The sequence below is a fragment of the Gelidibacter mesophilus DSM 14095 genome, assembly GCF_000423005.1.
GTDB classification, from domain to species: Bacteria; Bacteroidota; Bacteroidia; order Flavobacteriales; family Flavobacteriaceae; genus Gelidibacter; species Gelidibacter mesophilus.
The window spans coordinates 529,683-552,053 of sequence record NZ_AUHD01000001.1 but is presented as its reverse complement, the minus strand read 5'-3'; the positions used below and the strand labels follow the sequence as shown (position 1 = coordinate 552,053).

The 22,371-nt window shown below is 37.4% G+C and carries 21 protein-coding genes; 14 read left to right on the top strand and 7 right to left on the bottom strand.

What is annotated here, in order from left to right; all coding sequences use genetic code 11:
- Positions 1 to 77 precede the first annotated feature (77 nt).
- From G525_RS22365 to G525_RS0102600, 3 genes are all read right to left on the bottom strand, one after another.
- Positions 78 to 236: a hypothetical protein gene (locus G525_RS22365; protein ID WP_169514422.1), complete on the bottom strand. Its 159-nt coding sequence runs from the start codon at positions 234 to 236 to the stop codon at positions 78 to 80.
- 142 nt (positions 237 to 378) lie between these two features.
- Complete coding sequence (locus G525_RS0102605) at positions 379 to 1,845, bottom strand: hypothetical protein (RefSeq protein WP_027124764.1); 1,467 nt, start codon at positions 1,843 to 1,845, stop codon at positions 379 to 381.
- A 158-nt stretch (positions 1,846 to 2,003) separates the two neighbouring features.
- Positions 2,004 to 3,128, bottom strand: a complete 1,125-nt coding sequence (locus G525_RS0102600) for a vWA domain-containing protein (RefSeq protein WP_027124763.1) — start codon at positions 3,126 to 3,128, stop codon at positions 2,004 to 2,006.
- A 167-nt stretch (positions 3,129 to 3,295) separates the two neighbouring features.
- On the opposite strand from G525_RS0102600, the gene G525_RS0102595 reads away from it, so the two are divergent.
- Complete coding sequence (locus G525_RS0102595; protein ID WP_027124762.1) at positions 3,296 to 5,239, top strand: S9 family peptidase; 1,944 nt, start codon at positions 3,296 to 3,298, stop codon at positions 5,237 to 5,239.
- A gap of 101 nt (positions 5,240 to 5,340) precedes the next feature.
- Here G525_RS0102595 and G525_RS0102590 read toward each other — a convergent pair whose 3' ends face one another.
- Positions 5,341 to 6,309, bottom strand: a complete 969-nt coding sequence (locus tag G525_RS0102590; protein ID WP_035478876.1) for an App1 family protein phosphatidate phosphatase — start codon at positions 6,307 to 6,309, stop codon at positions 5,341 to 5,343.
- 63 nt (positions 6,310 to 6,372) lie between these two features.
- Here G525_RS0102590 and G525_RS0102585 point away from each other — a divergent pair, with 63 nt between their 5' ends.
- Complete coding sequence (locus G525_RS0102585) at positions 6,373 to 7,254, top strand: diacylglycerol/lipid kinase family protein (protein ID WP_027124760.1); 882 nt, start codon at positions 6,373 to 6,375, stop codon at positions 7,252 to 7,254.
- A gap of 99 nt (positions 7,255 to 7,353) precedes the next feature.
- Here the strand turns inward: G525_RS0102585 and G525_RS22810 are convergent, their stop codons facing one another.
- Together G525_RS22810 and G525_RS22805 are read right to left on the bottom strand one after the other, a co-directional pair.
- Positions 7,354 to 7,491 carry a helix-turn-helix domain-containing protein gene (locus G525_RS22810; protein ID WP_342662721.1) on the bottom strand — a complete coding sequence of 46 codons (138 nt, stop codon included), beginning with the start codon at positions 7,489 to 7,491 and terminating at the stop codon, positions 7,354 to 7,356.
- Between the two features lie 18 nt (positions 7,492 to 7,509).
- Positions 7,510 to 7,908, bottom strand: a complete 399-nt coding sequence (locus tag G525_RS22805) for a Crp/Fnr family transcriptional regulator (protein ID WP_342662720.1) — start codon at positions 7,906 to 7,908, stop codon at positions 7,510 to 7,512.
- A 144-nt stretch (positions 7,909 to 8,052) separates the two neighbouring features.
- Between G525_RS22805 and G525_RS0102575 the strand changes: the two genes are divergently transcribed.
- From G525_RS0102575 to G525_RS0102520, 12 genes are all read left to right on the top strand, one after another.
- On the top strand, positions 8,053 to 10,428 hold the full coding sequence (locus G525_RS0102575; RefSeq protein WP_027124759.1) for a heavy metal translocating P-type ATPase: 2,376 nt from the start codon (positions 8,053 to 8,055) through the stop codon (positions 10,426 to 10,428).
- A 227-nt stretch (positions 10,429 to 10,655) separates the two neighbouring features.
- Positions 10,656 to 10,841 carry a cbb3-type cytochrome oxidase assembly protein CcoS gene (ccoS, locus tag G525_RS0102570; protein WP_027124758.1) on the top strand — a complete coding sequence of 62 codons (186 nt, stop codon included), beginning with the start codon at positions 10,656 to 10,658 and terminating at the stop codon, positions 10,839 to 10,841.
- 10 nt (positions 10,842 to 10,851) lie between these two features.
- The gene (gene ccoN / locus G525_RS0102565; protein WP_027124757.1) at positions 10,852 to 13,035 is read left to right on the top strand and encodes a cytochrome-c oxidase, cbb3-type subunit I; all 2,184 of its coding nucleotides are present in this window, start codon (positions 10,852 to 10,854) and stop codon (positions 13,033 to 13,035) included.
- Positions 13,036 to 13,040: 5 nt separating this feature from the next.
- A complete protein-coding gene (locus G525_RS22610; RefSeq protein ID WP_027124756.1) occupies positions 13,041 to 13,226 on the top strand; it encodes a cytochrome c oxidase subunit IV in 186 nt (61 codons plus the stop codon).
- Positions 13,223 to 14,113: a cbb3-type cytochrome c oxidase N-terminal domain-containing protein gene (locus G525_RS0102555; protein WP_027124755.1), complete on the top strand. Its 891-nt coding sequence runs from the start codon at positions 13,223 to 13,225 to the stop codon at positions 14,111 to 14,113. Before G525_RS22610 ends, G525_RS0102555 begins: the two co-directional genes overlap by 4 nt.
- Before the next feature lie 130 nt (positions 14,114 to 14,243).
- On the top strand, positions 14,244 to 15,668 hold the full coding sequence (gene ccoG / locus G525_RS0102550) for a cytochrome c oxidase accessory protein CcoG (RefSeq protein WP_027124754.1): 1,425 nt from the start codon (positions 14,244 to 14,246) through the stop codon (positions 15,666 to 15,668).
- Between the two features lie 242 nt (positions 15,669 to 15,910).
- Positions 15,911 to 16,357, top strand: coding sequence for a FixH family protein (locus tag G525_RS0102545; RefSeq protein ID WP_027124753.1), 447 nt, complete (start codon positions 15,911 to 15,913; stop codon positions 16,355 to 16,357).
- Positions 16,358 to 17,059 carry a sulfite exporter TauE/SafE family protein gene (locus G525_RS0102540; RefSeq protein WP_027124752.1) on the top strand — a complete coding sequence of 234 codons (702 nt, stop codon included), beginning with the start codon at positions 16,358 to 16,360 and terminating at the stop codon, positions 17,057 to 17,059.
- Positions 17,060 to 17,150: 91 nt separating this feature from the next.
- The gene (locus G525_RS0102535; RefSeq protein WP_027124751.1) at positions 17,151 to 17,585 is read left to right on the top strand and encodes an RrF2 family transcriptional regulator; all 435 of its coding nucleotides are present in this window, start codon (positions 17,151 to 17,153) and stop codon (positions 17,583 to 17,585) included.
- Positions 17,586 to 17,686: 101 nt separating this feature from the next.
- Positions 17,687 to 18,418, top strand: a complete 732-nt coding sequence (gene ric / locus G525_RS0102530) for an iron-sulfur cluster repair di-iron protein (protein ID WP_027124750.1) — start codon at positions 17,687 to 17,689, stop codon at positions 18,416 to 18,418.
- Positions 18,419 to 18,586: 168 nt separating this feature from the next.
- A complete protein-coding gene (locus G525_RS0102525) occupies positions 18,587 to 19,792 on the top strand; it encodes a hypothetical protein (RefSeq protein WP_027124749.1) in 1,206 nt (401 codons plus the stop codon).
- On the top strand, positions 19,764 to 20,225 hold the full coding sequence (locus tag G525_RS0102520) for a hypothetical protein (RefSeq protein ID WP_027124748.1): 462 nt from the start codon (positions 19,764 to 19,766) through the stop codon (positions 20,223 to 20,225). The genes G525_RS0102525 and G525_RS0102520 overlap by 29 nt, the downstream gene beginning before the upstream one ends.
- 1 nt (position 20,226) lies before the next feature.
- On the opposite strand, the gene G525_RS0102515 is transcribed toward G525_RS0102520, so the two are convergent.
- The gene (locus G525_RS0102515; RefSeq protein WP_027124747.1) at positions 20,227 to 22,227 is read right to left on the bottom strand and encodes a TonB-dependent receptor plug domain-containing protein; all 2,001 of its coding nucleotides are present in this window, start codon (positions 22,225 to 22,227) and stop codon (positions 20,227 to 20,229) included.
- Between the last annotated feature and the right edge of the window lie 144 nt (positions 22,228 to 22,371).

Below are 22,371 nucleotides of genomic sequence, written 5' to 3'. Positions count from 1 at the left end.
ATTAAAAAACATTCCCCTTAAAGAGGTGAATGGTATTCATAATTTGTGTCTATTCATTTTTTCAAAGAATAAAATAGCTAGGCATTATCCCTAGGTTGATGGATATCTTTTCTTTGCTCAACTTGGGGATTTATTTTATTACCATCGGACACATCACCTTTTTTATTGATGGCGTGGTCTTTTAGACTTTGCTTATCGGTCTTTTCAATATCTTGATTTTCTTTTTTCTTGTCCATGATCTTTAATTTAAGAAATATTAATAATATGTGATATCAACTAATTTAAAACAATATCACCGAATCCATTAACCCATAAGCATTTTTAGTTGTCCTCAAACGTTATCCTCATCTCGCAAAGCTTTCTATCCTGAATGGTTCCTTAAATCCCGCTTATAAAACTTCCATAAGGGTCTTTGAACTGAATCCCCTCTGAAAATCTAAACTTGTTCAATTGTTTAAATTCCACCAAGGCCCAAAGCACAAATTCTTTCACAAAATAACTTTCATCTTTAGTTAATTTCGGTTGATGCTCTCCCAATAATTCATCCAACGGTGTAATGGCATCCAAAAGCGATTTGTATTCCTTGTCCGTTAAATCATCCAACAGTTCAAACCCGTCCTTTTGGTTGAAAAACCAAGATACAATATCATCATAAGGTGTTTCGTCACCGTCCTTCCTTAACTTTTCAATTTTTGGAAAAAATTCCTCGAACAAACTTTTCACGGCTTCACCAATCAAATTATATGCAACGACAGCAGCACCTTCCTGTTCACCTTCATAAACCAATTCAACCTTGCCGGTTATAGATGGAATAATACCCACAAAATCACTTAACCGCACCATGGTTTTTTCGTCGCCAGCTTTTAATGCGCGACGCTCTGCAGTACTCATTAAATTTTCCAATGCCGTAATACTCAAACGTGCACTGACCCCACTTTTGGAATCAATATATTCACTTTCTCTAGCTTCAAAGACAATTTGTTCCAACAAATCCCTCGCTAAATCTGGAACGGCAACCATGTTATTTTGACTTTCCACGACTCTAGCTTCCTGTTCCGTAATCAATCGTGCCGTTTCAATATCTATTGGATAATGGGTTAGGATCTGAGAGCCAATTCTATCTTTTAACGGTGTTACAATACTTCCTCTATTGGTGTAGTCTTCAGGATTTGCGGTAAATAAAAATTGGATATCCAAGGGCAGTCTCAATTTAAAACCTCTAATTTGAATATCCCCTTCTTGTAAGATATTAAATAATGCCACTTGTATTCTCGCTTGTAAATCTGGTAATTCATTGATCACGAAAATACAACGGTTGGCACGTGGAATCATTCCGTAATGAATTACTCGGTCATCGGCATAACTCAATTTTAGGTTGGCGGCTTTAATTGGGTCAACATCACCAATCAAATCGGCCACCGTCACATCTGGTGTGGCCAACTTTTCTGCAAAACGTTCGCTTCTGTGTAACCAATAAATAGGTGTGTCATCACCTTTTTCGTTGATCAATTCTTGGGCATACCTAGAAATGGGGTTCAACGGATCATCATTAATTTCTGAACCTTCCACCACAGGTATATATTCATCCAATAAATTCAACATTAATCGCGCCAACCGGGTTTTCGCCTGTCCGCGCAAGCCTAATAAATTGATATTATGACGTGAAAGAATAGCACGTTCCAATTCTGGAATGACCGTATTCTCATAGCCATGAACCCCTTCAAATGTGGTTTCATTATTTTTAATCTTTTGAATCAGATTATCTCGCAACTCGTCTTTAATCGATTTGCTTTGATAATTGGTTTTTTTCAGTTCGCCTAATGTGTTTATAGTGTCGATTTTCATATGTTGTTGTATACTTAAAAAGTTCTGATTGTAAAATTGTAGAACTTATTTTCTTGAATTTATTTTAGTGTTTTCTTTTAAACCTTCAAGGTTTTGGAAATGCAGGTTCGAGGTTGCGGTTTACTTCGTGCTCCATTCCTCCAACTTCTTACTTTTTATCATCTAATCCGCTTCTTCCGATTGGTCTCATAATCCTCAAAAATCATTTCACCCAAACCTTTCAATCCCGTGTAAAAAGCTTTCCCTTGATTAGCTTTTGTAAATTCGGTTACAAAACGCATCAAATACTGGTCTTGCGCAATCATAAACGTGGTAATTGGAATGCGCAATCTTCTAGCTTGTTGTGCCATGGCATAACATTTATTCATGATATACGGATTTAGGCCCGCACTATCCTTATAATATTGACCATCGGGCAGTCGTAAACAACTTGGCTTACCATCGGTAATCATAAATATCTGCTTGTTGGTGTTTCGTTTTCTTCGTAGTAGGTTAATTGCCAACTGTAAACCAGCAACCGTATTGGTATGATAGGGTCCTACTTTTAAATAAGGTAAATCCTTAATTTCTATCTGCCAAGCATCATTTCCAAAAACCAAAATATCCAAGGTATCTTTTGGATAGCGTGTCGTAATCAATTCGGCCAAGGCCATCGCCACTTTTTTTGCAGGTGTAATTCGGTCTTCACCATATAAAATCATACTGTGGCTGATATCAATCATCAACACCGTACTCATTTGCGATTTGTGCAACGTTTCCTCCACCACCAAATCCTCTTCAGAGAGTTTAAAATCGCCAATACCGTGGTTAATCTGAGCATTTTTTAAGCTTTCGGTCATAGAAACTTTATCCAAAGCATCACCAAACTGATAATTTCTAAAGTCGCCAGTATGTTCATCCCCTATTCCAGGGCTTTTACTTTTATGATTCCCCTGTCCGCTGCGTTTGATTTGACCAAAAATCTGATCCAGTGCTTGCTGTCTTATGGCCCGCTCCGTTTTCGAAGTGATGGCCATCCCCCCATTCCCATCAGGATCAATGTCTTCTTTTATATACCCTTTCTCTTTAAGGTCTTCAATAAAATCATCAATTGTATATTCAGAAGTGGTCAATTTATACTCCTTGTCCAATTCTCTCAACCAGTCAATGGCTTCATCAAAATCTCCCGAGGTGTGGGTAATCAACTCCTTAAAAATATCAAAAAGTTTGTCAAAAGGGGATTGATAGAGTGCTTCGTAGGTTTTAAAGATAAAACCTTTACGTTTTTGATTCTTATTTTTCATAGCATCATAAAAATACGACTTTTTGTTCGACCGATAAATCAATTAACATCTATTTTGTGAATCTAATTATACCTTTTTATTATCTTTAAGCCCATACATTCAAATAGTGACATCAATTCCGACAACTAAGAATAACGTCACTCACAACCAACCAAAACACTAAAATCATGAAATATTTTATTTTTGCGATTACAATTCTGCTTTGTGTTTCCTGTAAAGACAAAAAGGATGAAAAAAAAGAGGATACCGCGACCAAAGTCGAGCAGTATACAATTGAACAATTTATGGATAACGAAGCTGTGACCGGCGGCAGTTTTTCTTATGACAACTCTCAACTTTTAATATCCAGTAACCGTTCGGGGATTTTTAATGTCTATACTATTCCGGTCACTGGCGGAGATTACACACCTATTACCGCTTCTGACAGCACCTCTTACTTTGCACAATCCTTTTTCCCCAATGATGACCGTATGCTCTTATCTGCCGATGGTAATGGCGATGAAATCAATCATATCTTCTTACGGGACACCACGGGAACCATCAGGGATTTGACACCTGAAAAAGGCGCAAAATCTGACTTTTACGGGTGGGCAGAGGATGGAAAATCTTTTTATTATGGGTCTAATAAAATGAATCCAAAGTTCTTTGATGTTTACGAGATGGATATTGCCAACTTTAATTCAAAAATGATCTATCAAAACAATGACGGATTGAATTTTAACGGTATTTCCAATGATAAAAACTACATCGCACTGGCCCAATCTTTAAATACGAATGATAGCGACTTGTATATTTATAACGTCAAGACTAGAGAAAAGACAAAAGTCAATAGCAATCAGAGCGGGAATTCTGCCCAAGATTTTTCTAATGACAGTGCATTTTTATATTATACAACAGATGATGGGGTAGAGTTTTCCTATTTGATGAAGTACAATCTTAAAACAAAGGAAACCACCAATGTCCTTCAAAAGCCATGGGATATTTCCGGAGCTAGTTTTACTAAAAAAGGGAGCTACATGATAGTTTATGTCAACGACGATGGAAAAAATGCCATTGAAGTGATCGATACTGAAACCAACAGTCCGATAGAATTGCCAGATTTTGGAGATCAAAGTATAACGAGTGTTGGATTTAGTGATGATGAACACTGGATGCGCCTGTATGTTGGAGGCTCCAATGCGCCATCCGATCTCTATACTTACAATTTCGAAACCAAAGAACGGCACCAACTGACCCATGTTTTAAATAGCGATATTCACCCAGAAGATTTAGTAAGAGCAAAAGTAATTCGTTATAAATCGTTTGATGGTACTGAAATCCCTGCTATTTATTATCTGCCTCATCAAGCTACAAAAGATAATAAAGTACCTGCAATGGTATGGGTTCATGGCGGCCCTGGAGGACAAACGCGACAAGGATTCAGTTCATTTATTCAATATATGGTCAATCATGGCTACGCCGTTTTGGCCGTTAACAACCGCGGCAGCAGTGGCTATGGCAAAACCTTTTACCAAATGGACGATTTGAACCATGGTGAAAAAGATTTGCAGGATTGTGTAGAAGGAAAAAATTGGCTCGCTACCCAACCAGAAATTGACGGCGACAAGATTGGGATAATAGGTGGTTCTTATGGCGGATATATGACCATGGCTGCCCTTACCTATACCCCTGAAGCATTTGATGTGGGTGTCAATTTATTTGGTGTGACCAATTGGATCAGAACGCTGAAAAGTATTCCACCGTATTGGGAATCTATGCGAAAGTCATTATATCTTGAATTAGGCGATCCTTATACTACAGATTCTGTACGTTTAAAGCGTATTTCGCCTTTGTTCCATACGGATAAAGTCACAAAGCCCTTGATCGTGTTGCAAGGCTCTCAGGATCCGCGCGTGCTTCAAGTTGAATCTGATGATATTGTCGCTGGTGTTCGTAAAAATGGGGTCCCTGTGGAATATGTGCTCTTTGAGGATGAAGGTCATGGATTTGTCAAAAAAGAAAACCAGATTGAAGCTTACAGTCGCGTTGTTCAGTTTCTTGATACCTATTTAAAAAACGATAACCCGCCAAGTGACAGCACCATAAAATCTACAGAGATAGAAAGTAACTAATAAGGGCTTGTTTAAAACTCAAATAGCATTGGACAATTAAAATCTCATTGATAGTATTCAATAAAACCCTGAAGCATTCCAAACTTTAGGGTTTGTTAAATTTAAATAACCCCAATTGATTTAGAATGTTTAATGGCTTCATGACTATATTTAAAGTAGCAAATATTAACATCCATAGCGCTTATATTATTTAAAATCATAGTGACCTTATTTTTTTCTCTTGCCGATGTCTGCCTAATATAAACCGCCTTAATATTTTTGGGGAAGATTTTACAAATGCGTTCATATATTTGCGGATCATGTTGTGAGTCGTCTCCTAAAAGCACATAATCCAATTGGGGATAAAATGAAATAATGTCCTTGATCTTAATAAACTTATGGTCGTGGCTTCCTCGGCCGGTAAAAAGAAAATCAGAAATCCCGGCCTTTATCTTTTTGAGTTTTATAACTGCTTTGGGCAATTGGTGCAGCCTTGCAAAAGTTTCGATAAATTCATACAAATTCCATTCGCTGCTCGAAACATAGAAAAACGAATTTGAGGCCTCATCATTGGTTTGCCCTGCTCTACTCAAGGCTTTATAATGCACTACAACATCCTCAAAGATTTGCCTACCATTCACATTTCTTAATAATAACACATACAGTTTCTTAAAAAAACTATTACTGTGGGAAATCAGAAACGTATCGTCAATATCAGAAATAATTCCCAATTTACTCTTAAACGGCTTTAAAAGCTCGCCAGATTCGACAACTCCAAAGTCGAACAATTTGCAGGTCACCTCATATTTATGCCACCCACTCTCCAAAGCTTCAGTAAAGGGAACGGTAAACCTAAAGAATCCGTCATCTAAAGTTCTGGTGGTTATATTAAGACCTTTAAAAATTAAAGTGACCTCAACATTTGGATAGGGTTTTATTCTGAACATCTGGAGAATAGCAACCGCATGACGAAGACTTTTGCTGTCCAATTGGTATTTGTCTGGTGCCCACGATTTAAAAACATGCCCTGAGACAATGAGTTCTTCGTCGTTAACGTAACCGCGATATAATTTTAAATCAAGCTTTGCCAATTGATAAATAATTTGCAATTATAACTCACAAATTACTTAATTTTAAGAAGAAATGTTGACTTTATGGATTCAAAAAATAAATTGTTATTGGTGGTCAATCCTATTTCTGGCGGTTCAGAAAAGGAAACCTTGATTCAAGAAATAAAAAAAGAACTAGATCATTATAATGTTGCATTGCAAACATACCGAACGACAGGTTCTGATGATGATCATAAAATCAGGAAAATCATTGATGCCAAAGCGATAACAAAGGTTTTGGTTGCGGGTGGAGACGGGACGATACAAATAGTTGCAAAAGCCATAAAAGAACGCGATGTAGCTGTGGCTTTGATTCCAGCAGGTTCTGCTAATGGTCTGGCCTCAAATTTCAATTTACCCAATACTGTTGCTGCTCAAGTAGATATTGCAATGGGAACGCATTTTATAATGATGGACATGCTGTCCATTAATGACCATCTATCCTTACATATTGCAGATATAGGGATAAATGCTGCGCTGATCGAAAATTATGAAAACTCCGCAATTCGTGGTAAACTAGGCTATGCCCTTCAAACCATCCCCACCCTACTAGCATCTGATTTGCCCTATGATTTTTCCATTGCATTGAACGGAAAAACGATTAAAATTAAAGGTGTCATGATTGCAATTGCCAATGCGAATCAGTTTGGAACAGGTGCCATCATAAATCCGGATGGAGAAATGGACGACGGCCAGTTTGAAGTTTTAATTTTCAAAAATCTTGGGGTGTATGATATTCTAAAAACTTTAAATAAAACCTCGAAGAGAGATCCTGATTTTGTAGAAAGCTATGCTACCAAAAAAGCCTTAATAACTTGTGATAAAGAAGTGTCGTTTCAAGTGGATGGAGAATATATAGGAAACGTAAAGGAAGTTTTTGCCGAATTGCTCTCTAGCAAACTAAAGATTATGATTCCAAAAACCTAAGAATCTCAATTGATCAAATTATATGACGCGTTCCAAGTATTTCAAGTTTTCAATTCTTATCTTCTTTCCGGAGGTAGAAATAAGACCTTCCTTTTTAAACTATGACAGTACCCGGATAGCAGATTCAGTTGCGGTGCCAACAATACTGGCATAATCCTCACGGGACAGGTTAACGTTTAGATAACCCTCAGCATCCACACCAAACGTTTTTCCAATATAGATTATGGTTTCAGCCAAACGTTCTTTTACGGTCTTTTATGCCATATTGATGAGATCACCTTCGGCCTCTCTTAAGTCCTGGGCCAAATTCTGCAACACGTCAAAAGAAAATTCCTGATTGGTCTTAATACTGCTCAAAATTTGATCTTTTGGCACAAAGCAAACTTCAATATCATTTAATGCTACAGCACTTAAATGCGTTCTTTCATTACTGATGATGGAACGTTGGCCGATCAAATCGCCTTTGCCCATTAATTTAACCGTATGTTCCTTCCCATTGGCACTCAGCTTGGTCATTTTACAAAGACCTTCTTTTACACAAAAAACACCATTGAGCAATTCGTTTTCTCCAAAAATGATATCGCCTTTTTTAAATACAAATGTCGACTTGCAGGCAGTAACTTCTTTCATCTCTTCTTTTGTAAGAGTTTTCATCGAATTTAGCTGACGTGCAATACATTGTTCACATCTACCCATACCTTTATTGTTGATTGTCAAAACTACGTAAAACATGACAAAAATCATAGTTTAACTGGCAATGATTTCCGACCTTTGCGCCAGATATAAATGAGCATTATTATGGAGTCTTCAACTTGTTTCCATTGCGGTGATCCATCAGGTTCATCCGTAATATTTTTTGACGACAAATCATTTTGTTGTCAAGGCTGCAAGACGGTGTATGAAATTTTCTCAGATAACGATCTGACGTGCTATTATGACATGCAAGCAGCACCAGGCACGACTCCCAAAGATATTCAGGGCAAATATGATTTTCTTACCCAACCCAACATCATAGAAAAGCTGGTTGAGTTTGACGATGGCACATCGCAAATTGCAACCCTTTATATCCCGCAAATTCATTGCAGTTCTTGTATTTGGATTCTTGAAAACCTAAACAAGTTAAATCACAACATTTCATTATCGCAAGTCGATTTTGGCAAAAAAACCGTGCGCCTGCAATTCAATTCCCAAAACTATAGCTTAAAGGAAGCCGTAATCCTATTAAGTTCCATTGGCTATGAACCCTATATCAGTCTTGAGGATTTTTCAACAGGAAAAAACCATGTTAACCGCTCTTTGATTTATAAACTCGGGATTGCAGGGTTTGCGTTTGGGAACGTAATGTTCCTCTCCTTTCCTGAATATTTTGAAGTTGGCGAATTTTGGCTCGATCAATACAAACATTTTTTCAGATGGTTGATGTTCGCCTTTTCATTACCTGTTGTGTTTTATTCATCTCAGGATTATTTCATTTCAGCTTATAAAGGTTTACGCGCTAAGATTCTAAATATTGATGTTCCCATTGCCTTGGGGATTATTGTCCTATTTCTAAGAAGTACGGTTGATATTATATTTGATTATGGCTCTGGGTTTTTTGATAGTTTAACCGGGTTGCTATTTTTTTTATTATTAGGTAAATTCTTCCAGCAAAAAACCTATTCCTTTTTATCTTTTGAGCGCGATTATAAGTCCTATTTTCCAATTGCCATTACCAAAGTCGCTAAAAATGGTGAAGAGCAGCCCATTCAGGTTTATGATATTAAAAAAGGTGATCGATTGCTCATTAGGAATGAAGAATTGATTCCAGTAGATGGCATTCTTATCAAAGGAAAAGCAAAAATTGACTATAGTTTTGTTTCTGGAGAATCAGATGCCGTAAGCAAAAATTCAGGAGATAAACTTTTTGCGGGTGGCAAACAAACCTCGGGAAGCATTGAAATGGAAGCCTTGAAGAGTGTTGAGCAGAGCTATTTAACCCAATTATGGAGCAATGATGTGTTCAATAAGGTAAAGGAAGATGGTTTTACAACCTTAACAAACCTCATCAGCAAAAGGTTTACAATAATTGTATTGAGCATTGCCTTTATCTCGACAACCTTTTGGTTGTTTGCGGACCCTAGCAAGGCTCTAAATGTCTTTACCTCGGTATTGATCATTGCTTGTCCCTGTGCCATTGCGTTGGCGGCACCGTTTACTCTTGGCAATATGCTCAGGATATTTGGTCGACATAAATTCTATCTAAAAAACGCAACGGTTATTGAGCAATTGGCAGCCATAAACACAATTATCTTTGATAAGACCGGAACCATTACTTCCAATAAAAAAAGCACGGCCACTTATGAAGGTGCTTCACTTTCTCCTTCGGAAGCAATTTTGCTCAAAAACACTTTAAGAGGTTCCAACCATCCGTTGAGCAGAACGCTCTATGAGCTTTTGGATGAAAATGATATCATTACACTAGACGAATTTGAAGAGCATTTAGGCCAAGGGATTGAAGGGGTACACCAACATGACAGCATTAAAATTGGATCGGCGAATTTTGTCGGAAAAACCAATGATCTTGCAGTCTTAAACACTTCCGTTCATATCAGTAGTAACAACACCTATAAAGGAAAATACACCTTTTACAATAGTTACAGGAAAGGCTTGTCGCAATTATTCAATAAGCTAAAAATACAGTATGATTTAGCCATTCTTTCCGGAGATAATGAAGGTGAACTTGAAAATCTGAAAAAATTACTACCTGCACGAACCAAGTTGCTTTTCAATCAAAAGCCCGACGATAAACTGGAATACATTAAATACCATCAAAGTGAAGGCGCAAAAGTATTAATGATTGGTGATGGCTTGAATGATGCTGGTGCATTGGCACAAAGTAATGTGGGGATTGCATTGTCAGAAAATGTTAATGTCTTCTCTCCTGCCTGTGATGCGATTTTAGATGCAGATAAACTTAATAATTTAAGTGATTTTATGAAGTTGTCAAAATCGGCCATCAAAATTGTAAAATGGAGTTTTGTGCTCTCGCTTATGTATAATGTCATAGGGGTTTCTTTTGCCGTTACAGGACACTTAGAGCCTGTAATCGCAGCCATACTGATGCCTTTAAGTTCAATTAGTGTGGTCGCATTTACGACGATAGCCACCAATTGGGCATCTCGCAAATTGAGATAATACAACTTTATATTTAAACCCGATTTCTATACCTGCCCTCTTCCATTATTGATTTATTATGAAATTCAAAATGAATTTTAACAAAAATTACATAGATTTGAAAAAAAGCATTCTAAAATTGATAATAAAAAGGGTATTTTAGAAAGCGGAAATAAAGCAAAACATGATAAATATCATAAAATAAGAATGTCATCAAACGTAATTTTGAACCATAACTTCAATCTGCTATGAGTGTTATTTATATATTACTGAGTTTAAGCATTATAGTAGCGGTCATCTTTTTTGCTGCCTTTATTTGGGCTGTAAAGAATGGGCAATATGATGATAGCTATACGCCTTCTGTGCGTATGCTTTTTGAAGACGAATTAATTAAAGAAAAACCAAAACAATCAAAACTAACTAATCAAGATTAATTTATTTTCTATGGAAATGCAACAATTTTATTACGATAATAAAATCGTCAAAAAATTCCTTTACGCCACGATGTTCTGGGGTGTTATTGGCATGGTAGTAGGCCTTTTATTAGCTTTTCTATTTCTGTTCCCTAACCTTACCGATGGCGTATCGTGGTTGAGTTTTGGAAGGTTAAGACCATTACATACAAATGCCGTGATTTTTGCATTTGTGGGTAATGCTATTTTTGCAGGGGTGTATTATTCATCGCAGCGTTTACTAAAGGCAAGGATGTTTAGTGACGCTTTGAGTAACTTCAATTTTTGGGGATGGCAAGCCATTATTCTTGCGGCGGCAATCACACTTCCTTTAGGTTTTTCAACCTCAAAGGAATATGCTGAGTTAGAATGGCCAATAGATATCGCTATTGCCGTAGTTTGGGTTGCTTTTGGATGGAACCTTATTGGAACCATTTTAAAAAGAAGACAACGCCATTTATACGTAGCTATTTGGTTTTATATTGCCACGTTTGTAACGGTTGCAGTACTTCACATCTTTAATAGTTTAGAATTGCCGGTAAGTGCCTTCAAAAGTTATTCTGTTTACGCTGGGGTTCAGGATGCGTTGGTACAATGGTGGTACGGTCATAATGCCGTTGCATTTTTCTTGACCACGCCATTCTTAGGTCTCATGTATTATTTTGTACCAAAAGCGGCCAATAGACCTGTATATTCCTACAGACTTTCCATAGTCCATTTCTGGTCATTAATTTTCATATATATATGGGCAGGACCACATCACCTGCTCTATACTGCATTGCCGGAATGGGCGCAAAATTTAGGTGTCGCGTTCTCTGTTATGTTATTGATGCCATCTTGGGGTGGAATGATTAACGGACTTTTAACACTTCGTGGGGCATGGGATAAGGTAAGAACTGACCCTGTTTTAAAATTCATGGTGGTCGCCATTACGGGTTACGGGATGGCTACGTTTGAAGGCCCAATGTTGTCTTTAAAAAACGTAAACGCCATTGCGCATTATACTGACTGGATCATTGCCCACGTGCACGTTGGCGCCTTGGCATGGAACGGATTCTTGGCCTTTGGAATGGTTTATTGGTTAATTCCAAGACTTACCAAAAGCAAGCTCTACTCTGTTGGATTGGCCAATTTACATTTCTGGATTGGAACTTTAGGGATCATCATGTATGCTCTACCACTATATGTAGCTGGATTCACTCAAGCCAGTATGTGGAAACAATTTAATCCGGATGGGACTTTAGTTTATGGTAATTTCTTAGAAACCGTTACTGAAATTATGCCAATGTACTGGATGCGTGCCATTGGTGGTACCCTATTCCTAACCGGAACGCTAGTCATGGTTTACAACGTGATTCAAACCGTTAGAAAAGGTAGCGAAGTTACAGATGAGTTGGCAGAAGCTCCTGCACTACAACGTGTGTCAAAAGGAATGGTAGCTGGTGAGCACTGGCACAGCTGGTTGGAGCGTAGACCAATTCAATTGACCATTGGCGCAACTGTAGCGATCCTTATTGGTGGAATTGTACAAATTGTACCAACCATTATGATAGAATCGAATATCCCGACCATCACGAGTGTTAAACCATACACACCTCTTGAGCTAGAAGGTAGAGACCTTTATATTAGGGAAGGTTGCGTGGGATGTCACTCTCAAATGATTAGACCGTTTAGAGATGAAGTAGAACGCTATGGCGAATTCTCGAAGGCTGGTGAGTATGTTTATGACCATCCATTCCTATGGGGAAGTAAGAGAACAGGTCCTGATTTGCATAGAATTGGTGGCAAATACTCTGATAGCTGGCATTTCAATCATATGTACGATCCTCAAAGTACTTCATCAGGATCCATCATGCCTGGTTACAAATGGATGATTCAAAATAAGTTGGATAAATCCAACACTGAGTCAAAATTGAGAACAATGATGACGTTGGGTGTGCCATATACAGACGAAGACGTTGCAAATGCACAGCAAAGTATGACGGATCAAGGAACACAGATTGAACAAAATCTTTATGGTGATCCTGACTTTGCAGAGTCTTATGAAGCGGACAAAAATAGTAGTGGTCCTGAATTTGTTGAGATGCGTGATCGAGAAATAGTAGCAATTATTGCTTATTTACAGCGTCTTGGTACCGATATTAAAGTAAAAGATTTAGAAACAACACAAAACTAACCATTATGTTGAAATATATTAAAAACCATATGGATAGCATTTCAGGTATTGAAATATACCCAATCATATCCTTACTTATATTTTTCATTTTTTTCGTTGCGCTTTTTTGGTGGGTCTTTACCGCAAAAAAAGAGTATATCAATAAAATGAGCGAGATTCCTTTAGACAACCAAAACGAAGCAACATTATGAGAAACTTAATTCCATCATACGTCAGGGTGCCTTTGATATTCTTTTTTATATGGGGTATTATAGAACTCTTTGTGGGAACGCCACACGAGCCCGCATTTATGAACAATCCCATGATTGTATTATTCTTGGTGCTGGTATTGGTGCTTATTCTTGCAATTGAAGCCATTATTGCTGCGTTGGAGAATGTCATGTTTCAAAGTCTGGATGACGCTGCTAAAGCAAGATATTTAACGACTAAGGCATCTGCTCCAAATATTGTGGACTGGGTCAAAAAGATCTATAAAAAGATGTTAGGCTCCAAACCCATTGAAAAAGAAGGTGAAATTATTCTTGACCATGAGTATGATGGGATTAGAGAATTAGACAATGACCTTCCACCATGGTGGCGTTATGGGTTTTACGCCTCCATCGTATTTGCTGCTGTTTATTTGGTTCGTTTTCACATTTTCAATGGCGAAAATCAATATGAAGAGCTTCAGTCAACCCTGGAACTTGCTAAAGTAGAATTAGAAGAATATAAGAAAACAGCTAAGGACATCGTCGATTTTGAATCGGTAACCGTTTTAACTGATCCTGCCGATTTGGCGAATGGAAAAGCTATTTACGACCTTAATTGTGTGGCCTGCCATATGCCTGACGGTGGCGGTGGAATTGGACCTAATCTTACGGATGAGTATTGGATTTTAGGTGGTGGCATCAAAAACATCTTTCATACAGTGAGTGAAGGTGGACGTAGTGGAAAAGGAATGATTGCTTGGAAATCTATGTTGAAACCCATTGAAATGGCACAAGTATCAAGTTATATAATGACTTTTGAAGGCACCACCCCCGCGCAACCAAAAGAACCAGAAGGTGAGGTTTGGGTGGATGAAACTGCTTCAGAATAAACGATCCCATAGTGGTTATTGCAAATAATACAACCTCAGCGATGAGTGTTGTAAAGTGGCAAATATCAAAAGCTCGAATTTTAAAATAAAGATTCGAGCTTAGCTTTAGGACAAATAAAAAACAATTATTGTGGAAACACCGGAAAACGAAAGCTTTAGAGATTCTATAGGCACCCTAACTGAAGAAGGTAACCGCAAGTGGGTTTTTCCTAAAAAACCAAGTGGTAGATATTACGACTATCGCAAATGGGTTAGTTATGCACTATTGGCATTCTTTCTGTCAGCCCCATTTATTAAAATAAATGGCAATCAATTCTTGATGTTCAACATTCTGGAACGTCGTTTTAATATTTTTGGGTTTCCATTTTGGCCTCAAGATTTTCATCTTTTTGTGATCTCAATGCTCATTGGGGTAATTTTCATCGCGTTGTTTACAGTAGCTTTCGGACGGATTTTCTGCGGATGGATTTGTCCACAAACCATTTTCATGGAAATGGTATTTAGACGTATTGAATATTGGATTGAAGGCGACAGAGGCGCCCAAATGCGGCTTGAAAGGCAGGAATGGAATGCTGAAAAAATTAAAAAAAAGAGCTTAAAATGGTTTTTGTTTTTGGTAATTTCTTTCATTATTGCCAATGTGTTTTTAGCCTATCTGATTGGTTCTGATAAAGTGATACAATACATTTTAGATGGTCCTAAAGACCATTTAAGCACACTCATCTCCCTCTTGATTTTTACTGGGGTGTTTTACTTTGTCTTCGCTTGGTTTAGAGAACAGGTTTGTATTATTGCATGTCCATACGGCAGGCTTCAAGGCGTGTTGCTGGATAATAAATCGATTGTAGTAGCCTATGACCATAAACGTGGTGAAAGCGAAAATGGCCGAAAGAAATTTAGAAAAAACGAAGACAGAGAAGCTTTAGGGTTTGGAGACTGTATTGATTGTTTTCAATGCGTCAATGTTTGTCCTACTGGTATTGATATTAGAAATGGAACCCAATTGGAATGCGTCAACTGTACGGCATGTATTGATGAGTGCGACCATATCATGGAAAGCATCAATTTACCAAAAGGATTGATTCGTTATGCCAGTGAAGAAAATATTGAAAAGAAAAAGAAATTTGAGTTCACGCCACGCCTGAAAGGTTATAGCGCTGTACTTCTTATTCTAACGGGAGTTTTAGTTGGGATGCTCTTTTTGAGAAATGATATTGATGCCACCGTTTTAAGACTGCCAGGTCAACTTTATGAACATAAAGACAACAATATTATCAGTAACGTGTTTACCTATAAATTGATCAATAAAACAACAAGGGATATTGAGGATATCAGTTTTAAATTACGAAAAAACATTGGTGAAATTAAACTGGTTGCATCAGAAAAAACATTTTATGTTCCTGCTCAAGGTCTTGCCGAAGGGACATTGTTTATAGAACTTCCGCAAAGCGAATTGAGCGGAGACAAGAATAGTTTAATGATTGAGGTGTATAGTGGAGATGATTTGATTGAAACCACAACGGTCAGTTTCCTTGGGCCTCGGAGTTATAAGTAGCTCATAAAAAGGAAGTAAACATTGAAAATGTGGCAATTTTTCCTGCAAGGTTTTAAAAACCTTGTAGGACTGAAAAGACACAATTGCGACAGCAGCCCGAAACCGGGAAATTGATTGTCCAAAGGACTGTTAAAAAGATAAACAGATCTGACCAGAAAGGTTGAGGTCCCAGATAAGCGGGGATAATAGGTCTTAATAATAATTGTTAAAAAAAATCCTGTCGTTGCAGGCACATATAGATTATGAAATTCAATTGGGGTACAGGCATAGTATTAGCGTTTATAGGCTTTATAAGCTTTATATTATATTTCGTTATATCTATGACCGTCAACAAAAAATACGAGCATGACTTGGTTACAGAAAATTATTATGCCCAAGAATTGGCGTTTGAAAATGATCTTAACAAACAAAAAAATGCCCAAACCTTAAAAGAGGACATCACCTGGAAACGTAGTCCAGACGGATTAATCATTATTTTTCCTAGTGATATGGAGCCATCAAAAATTTCAGGCAACGTGTTCCTATACAGACCATCTAATAAACAATTGGACATTGAAAGTGCAATTTCATTGTCTGACCATAATTTGCTCATACCTGACAAAAGTTTGTTAGGTGGTCGATGGAACATTAAAGTGGATTGGGAATATAATGGAAATTCCTATGTGTATAAAAAAGACATTACCTATTAGATGCTATGGTCTGCACTCATATTCGGTTTATTGGGAAGTTTCCACTGCGTAGGCATGTGTGGACCAATCGCCTTTATGTTACCCGTTGACCGTTCAAATTCTACTAGAAAAGTTTTTCAGATTTTCACCTATCACTTCGGGAGGATATTAGCCTATAGTATCATTGGAGCCTTTTTTGGATTGGTTGGAAAGAGTCTCTACATTTTTGGCCTACAACAGCAATTATCAATTTTTATTGGTATTTTGATGATTGTAGTGGTACTGATTCCAACAAAAACGTTCAACAAGTATAATTTCTCAAAACCGATTTATAAACTCATTTCAAAAGTGAAATCGTCTTTGGGAAAAGCCTTAAAGAAAAAAACTGCCGATACGTTTCTGACCATCGGATTTCTTAACGGATTTCTGCCATGCGGATTGGTCTATATGGCCGTATTCGCATCATTGGCGATGGACAGTGCGCTTAAGGGGAGTCTGTATATGGCACTTTTTGGCATTGGTACTATTCCACTGATGACCTCGGCCATTTACTTAGGAAAGTTCCTAAATACCCGAGTGAAGCAGCGTATTCAAAAAGCGATACCTGTTTTTGTGGTAATTATCGGCCTTTTATTTATCCTGCGCGGCTTAGGTCTTGGCATTCCTTACCTGTCTCCTGCCCCTGTTACAGAAATAGTTCAAGGCGATATTGAATGTCATTAAAAACCACAAAATAAATTATGATTTTTATTACGGATAATTTTGTCCGAATTAAAATTAATACTATCTTTGTTTAACTTAAAAAAGTTAATCTATGTTTTCTAAAGCTTGCGAGTATGGTCTTAAAGCCTCTATTTATATAGCGATGAGCTCTTATGACGGTAACCGTGTCAGCCTTAAGGAAATTGCAAAAGAAATTGATTCGCCGGAAGCGTTTACCGCCAAAATCCTTCAGGATTTGGTACGAAATAAGATCATCAAATCAGTTAAAGGTGCTTATGGTGGGTTTGAGATTGAGAAAGGTGATATCGCAACCATTAAACTCTCACAAATTGTAAAAGCCATTGATGGAGATAGCATTTATCACGGCTGTGGATTGGGGTTGCACGTGTGTGATGAAAACCATCCATGTCCTGTGCACGATCAATTTAAAGGGATAAGAAATCAATTAAAGCACATGCTGGAAAGTACCAATCTTGAACAATTGGCACTCGATATAAAATCTGGGGTGAGCTTTTTAAAACTCTAAAAAAAAATTTGAAAACAAATAGGACTAATTTGTCCTAATTAATAATTGTCTAATTAAAAACACCCAAAAAAATCCGAAGTTATAAGGATGGGCACAAATCTATGGAAACATTACATAAAGATTCACAAAAACAGATCGGTCAATATGTGGCTGAAGATTTCAGAACAGCAGCTATTTTCTCAAACTATGGGATTGATTTTTGTTGTAAAGGTGATAGAACAATTGAAGAGGTATGCGCAAAAAACAATATCGATTCTGATGAATTATTGGCTAAATTGGAAGATATCCAAAATTCAAATAACCAACAATCCATCGATTATAAATCATGGCCATTAGATCTACTTGCAGAATATATCGAAAAGAAACATCACCGCTATGTTGAAGAAAAATCACCAGTATTGCGTCAGTTTTTAGATAAACTCTGTAAAGTACACGGTCAGAGACATCCGGAGCTTTTAGAAGTTACGGCACTATTTATCGGCTGTTCGAAAGAAATGGCATCACATATGAAAAAAGAAGAACTAATCCTCTTCCCTTTTATCAAACGTATGGTTAAAGCAAAATCAGAAGGCACTACAGTGGAATCACCACAATTTGGATCTGTTGAAAGCCCTATTGAAATGATGAAACATGACCATGATGCTGAAGGCGATCGTTTCAGAAAAATAGCTGCACTAACCAATAACTACACACCACCAGCTGATGCCTGTAATACTTATAAAGTAACCTATGCAATGCTGGACGAATTTGAAAAAGACTTGCACTTGCACATCCACTTAGAAAATAACATCTTGTTTCTTGAAGCAATAAAGCTTGAGAAAGCTCTTAAATAGTTAATGTTTGGTTTTGATTGTTGAAGTTACACTTCCTTTTCGTTACTTAACCTACTGATGCGATTATCTCTTCTAGAGGGAAATGATAAACGTAACACAAATAAGAAACGATAGGAAGTGTTCTTTTTATCAATTATGAGTAACTTTATTCTACCAAATTCCGTTTAAATGCAAAAAAAACTTATTGGTGTATGTCTCATCAATTTTTTGATAGCCGCCTTAATGGGGTTGACATTGCGCTATATTTTTGTAGATCCAATTGCCATCAATTATAGATACCTTACCCATGCCCATTCTCATGTTGCCATGTTGGGTTGGGTCTATTTGATGTTATATCTATTTATTGTTCATTATTTCATTCCAGATAAAAAACCCATTTATACCCGGTTGTTCTGGGTGACGCAAATTGCGGTTGTCGGTATGATGGTGAGCTTTCCATTTATAGGCTATGCCGCAATCTCTATTAGCTTCTCAACCCTACACATTTTTTGTAGTTATTATTTTGTGAGGTTGGTCTGGAAAAATCACCAAGTCGCCTCCCCTCTTATCCGCAAGCTCCTTAAAGCTGCGTTGGTGTTTATGGTGCTATCCACCATTGGTGTATGGTGCCTTGGCCCTGCTGCTGGTATTTTGGGATCCGCCTCGGCATTTTATAATATTTCGATTCAGTTTTTCTTGCATTTCCAATTTAACGGTTGGTTTATGTTTGGTGTATTAGCTCTATTTCTGCATCAATTTCCTATTGATGATTGGATGCTAGGAAGCCGGTTTTTTAATACCCTTGTGATTTCCACAATTCTTACATTGTCTTTAATCATAAGTTGGTTCGCGTTTCATCCGCTGTTGCTTTGGATCAATGGAATGGGCATTTTATTGCAACTGTTAGCTGGTTATTATTTTATACAATTACTAAAGCCTCATTGGACTGAGTTTTGGTCGAGGATTTCAAAATTGACCAAATGGATGTACGGTTTAGCACTCCTTTCATTTCTCTTGAAAATTGTCCTACAAGCGGCTTCAATTTTACCTGAAGTTGGTGACATGGCCTATCAATACCGTAACTTTGTCATTGGTTTTATCCATCTTATGATGTTAGGTGTCATCAGCGGATTTTTGTTTGCTTTTTTATTACAAAAATATCCAAAAACTAAAAATACAAAAAGTCTTTCCTTAGGAGTCTATAGTTTTATATTGGGGATTTTATCCACAGAATTTCTACTCCTGCTCCAAGGTGTGTATTACTATTTAAACTTAGGCATGTTGCCTCACTATTACCTGATCCTGCTTTTTTGCAGCATTCTTTTGCCCTTGGGCATTTTGTTTTTTATTATAAATCTTAGAAATTATGACACAGAAACCCTTAAAACGACATAAAGCTCTCCAACCCATTAGTAGAGAACATCACCATGGTCTTTTATTGTCTTGGAAAATCAGAAGTGGCTTCAGTAAAAACGTTGAAGCAGAGCGCATCAAAATCTACGCAGATTGGTTTTTTAAAAACCACTTGATTCCTCATTTTGAGCTTGAAGAAACCCATATCTTTTCTATTATGGATGGAAGCAATGAGTTGGTCAAACGTGCTTTAGCAGAACACCGACGCCTAAAACGTCTGTTTGCAGATACGGAGGACATAGAAAAATCATTACATAAAATTGAAGAGGAACTAGAGCAACACATCCGTTTTGAGGAACGCACCTTATTTCCTGAAATACAAAAAGTCGCTACCGAGGAGCAAATGGCCCACATCGCAGAAGTTCATCATGAAGAGGGCTTTGTGGACAAATTAGACGATGAGTTTTGGGTGTGATTTAATGAATGACATAAGAAAGGTTTAAATAACAGTTACGTCCCTGTCTTGAAATATTGTTCCAATCGGCATAAGTAGAGTAATTTTTATCCAAAATGTTTTCTATTCCATATTTCAAGACGACCTTATTTGCGTTCAAGGTCAGCTCATTTCCGAGATTGAGATTTAAAATGCCATAGCCCGAAGTTTCGTCTTCCCCATAAAAGCTGCTATAACGGCTTTGGTTACCATTCCCTTCCAATTGTAGGGCTGCATTGAATTTAGGTAGCGCATAGTTCAATTCCGCCACATATGAAATAGGTTTTATGAATGGCAAGTTTTCGTTATTACTACCATTTCCGTAATTATAACCCAAGGTGGCATTTACAGAAAGTGCGTTTGAAAATTTATAGGAGGAATTTAAATAGACATTAAATATTTGAGCATGTGAAAGCGCATCATATACCTTAACACCATCGGCACCAATGGTCATTGCGCTCAAGCTTTCATCAATGCTTCCTATAATATAATCCATGATATAAAAATAGGAGGTTTCCAATCCTAAATGAAAACTATGCTCATGGTAATTGGCTTTAAAATTGACTTCAACAGCCTTTTCATTGGCTAAGGTTGGATTGCCAATATAATCGTAATTATCAAAACTATTGAACAGGAAAAACCCGTAGCCTTCACTTACTGAAGGTGCCCTTTCCCCATATCCTCCACTAAAAGAAGCGTCATAATGTTCCTTCTTAATCTGGTAATTGGCTGTAATACTAGATAACAATCTATTCTTTGTAGATCCAATTTCTGGATAGAAAATTTGGAGGCTTTCCAAACCTGTCTCTTTCGCTATTTCGTTTTGATGAAATCCAATTCTCAAGGCTGCTGAAAGTGTTGTGTGATCATTAAATGCGTAGTCATCCTTTGCATAGATACCAGAATATAGCGTTCTTATATCTGGCCACGTGTACATAAACATAGCGGATTGATTGGGATCATTGGGATACATGGTCATTTCTGCCAAGGAGCGGTTATAAAACCCGTTGAAATTTAAAGATAAGTCGTGTTTACTTCCTTTCATTGATGCTTTACTGTAAAAACCATAGGTATCACTCCAACCCGGCATGTCCATCCGAATGGGAACGTCAGGACGATTGGAATCATCCATAACATGCGTGATGGTGTTAAAATAGAGTTTAGACTCTAAGGATTCCACAAAATCTGAATTACTCTTATAGGTATGGGTTACGGCTGTGATCAGGGCTTCGGCCAATGAGACATCCATCGTCAGGGCTGGGTATCCTACATCTGTAGCCTTATCATAAATAACAGTAGCATCTAAGGTATTACGATCGTTCAATTTATAACCACTGCGTAACGACATGTTGTATTTTTGAAATTGTGAATACAGCACTTCCTTATTCTTTCCGGCATCATAATTATCTGACTTACGAAAAATTACATCGGCATTGAAATAGAACTTATTTCCAGAATATTCAAGATCCAATCCACCTGTTTTATAATTGCCATTGGTTTCGTAACCCAAATCAACACTAGCTCTTAAGCCAGATTGATGAAACTTGGAATTGGGCAATTGCAAATCAATCCCGCCACCAATCGTATGGCCGTTCTCTGATCCTGATTGCCCTGAGCCAATACTTACCTTTTGTAAATTGGACACATCAACATAAGAGGTAATAGGATCCATTTTATCAGTACACGCCCCAAAAATTTGCATCCCATCAATAGTGACGTTTAAACGCTCACTGTTCATATTGTTCATGGACGGTTCCCAAGCGTAACTCCCACGTTTGATCATGGTAATTTTATTCGATTTCTCTAAATAATCGTCAATACTGGCCAAGGTTTTTTCTTGACGGTAGTTGCTTAATTTACGTCGCCCAACCAAAGTAATTTCTTCCAATTTGGTGGTATCCTTTTCCATGGTACTTCGTTCTTCTTGGGCAAAAGAAAATCCGCTAAAAAGCAAACCCATGAGCACTATAATAAGTTTTTTCATTGTTATAGATGTTATGAAAACGCCATATCTGTCACATAGAGTGAAGTGGCTATTTAAAATTATATTTGAAATAGATCTCGACTTCACTCTTCCGACAACATATCGGAACTGACAGAAATGAACTGATTTTTTTAAATTAAATGA

Bases quoted from the DNA above. Each gene is read 5' to 3' on its own strand.
- G525_RS0102525 (WP_027124749.1), top strand. From the start codon at position 18,587: ATGCAAAAAAAACTTATTGGTGTATGTCTCATCAATTTTTTGATAGCC.
- G525_RS22365 (WP_169514422.1), bottom strand. From the start codon at position 236: ATGGACAAGAAAAAAGAAAATCAAGATATTGAAAAGACCGATAAGCAA.
- G525_RS0102555 (WP_027124755.1), top strand. From the start codon at position 13,223: ATGAGAAACTTAATTCCATCATACGTCAGGGTGCCTTTGATATTCTTT.
- G525_RS0102545 (WP_027124753.1), top strand. From the start codon at position 15,911: ATGAAATTCAATTGGGGTACAGGCATAGTATTAGCGTTTATAGGCTTT.
- ric (WP_027124750.1), top strand. From the start codon at position 17,687: ATGGAAACATTACATAAAGATTCACAAAAACAGATCGGTCAATATGTG.
- G525_RS22610 (WP_027124756.1), top strand. From the start codon at position 13,041: ATGTTGAAATATATTAAAAACCATATGGATAGCATTTCAGGTATTGAA.
- G525_RS0102595 (WP_027124762.1), top strand. From the start codon at position 3,296: ATGAAATATTTTATTTTTGCGATTACAATTCTGCTTTGTGTTTCCTGT.
- G525_RS0102605 (WP_027124764.1), bottom strand. From the start codon at position 1,845: ATGAAAATCGACACTATAAACACATTAGGCGAACTGAAAAAAACCAAT.
- G525_RS0102535 (WP_027124751.1), top strand. From the start codon at position 17,151: ATGTTTTCTAAAGCTTGCGAGTATGGTCTTAAAGCCTCTATTTATATA.
- ccoN (WP_027124757.1), top strand. From the start codon at position 10,852: ATGGAAATGCAACAATTTTATTACGATAATAAAATCGTCAAAAAATTC.
- G525_RS22805 (WP_342662720.1), bottom strand. From the start codon at position 7,908: ATGAAAACTCTTACAAAAGAAGAGATGAAAGAAGTTACTGCCTGCAAG.
- G525_RS0102575 (WP_027124759.1), top strand. From the start codon at position 8,053: ATGGAGTCTTCAACTTGTTTCCATTGCGGTGATCCATCAGGTTCATCC.
- G525_RS0102600 (WP_027124763.1), bottom strand. From the start codon at position 3,128: ATGAAAAATAAGAATCAAAAACGTAAAGGTTTTATCTTTAAAACCTAC.
- G525_RS0102520 (WP_027124748.1), top strand. From the start codon at position 19,764: ATGACACAGAAACCCTTAAAACGACATAAAGCTCTCCAACCCATTAGT.
- ccoS (WP_027124758.1), top strand. From the start codon at position 10,656: ATGAGTGTTATTTATATATTACTGAGTTTAAGCATTATAGTAGCGGTC.
- G525_RS0102540 (WP_027124752.1), top strand. From the start codon at position 16,358: ATGCTATGGTCTGCACTCATATTCGGTTTATTGGGAAGTTTCCACTGC.
- G525_RS0102585 (WP_027124760.1), top strand. From the start codon at position 6,373: ATGGATTCAAAAAATAAATTGTTATTGGTGGTCAATCCTATTTCTGGC.
- G525_RS0102515 (WP_027124747.1), bottom strand. From the start codon at position 22,227: ATGAAAAAACTTATTATAGTGCTCATGGGTTTGCTTTTTAGCGGATTT.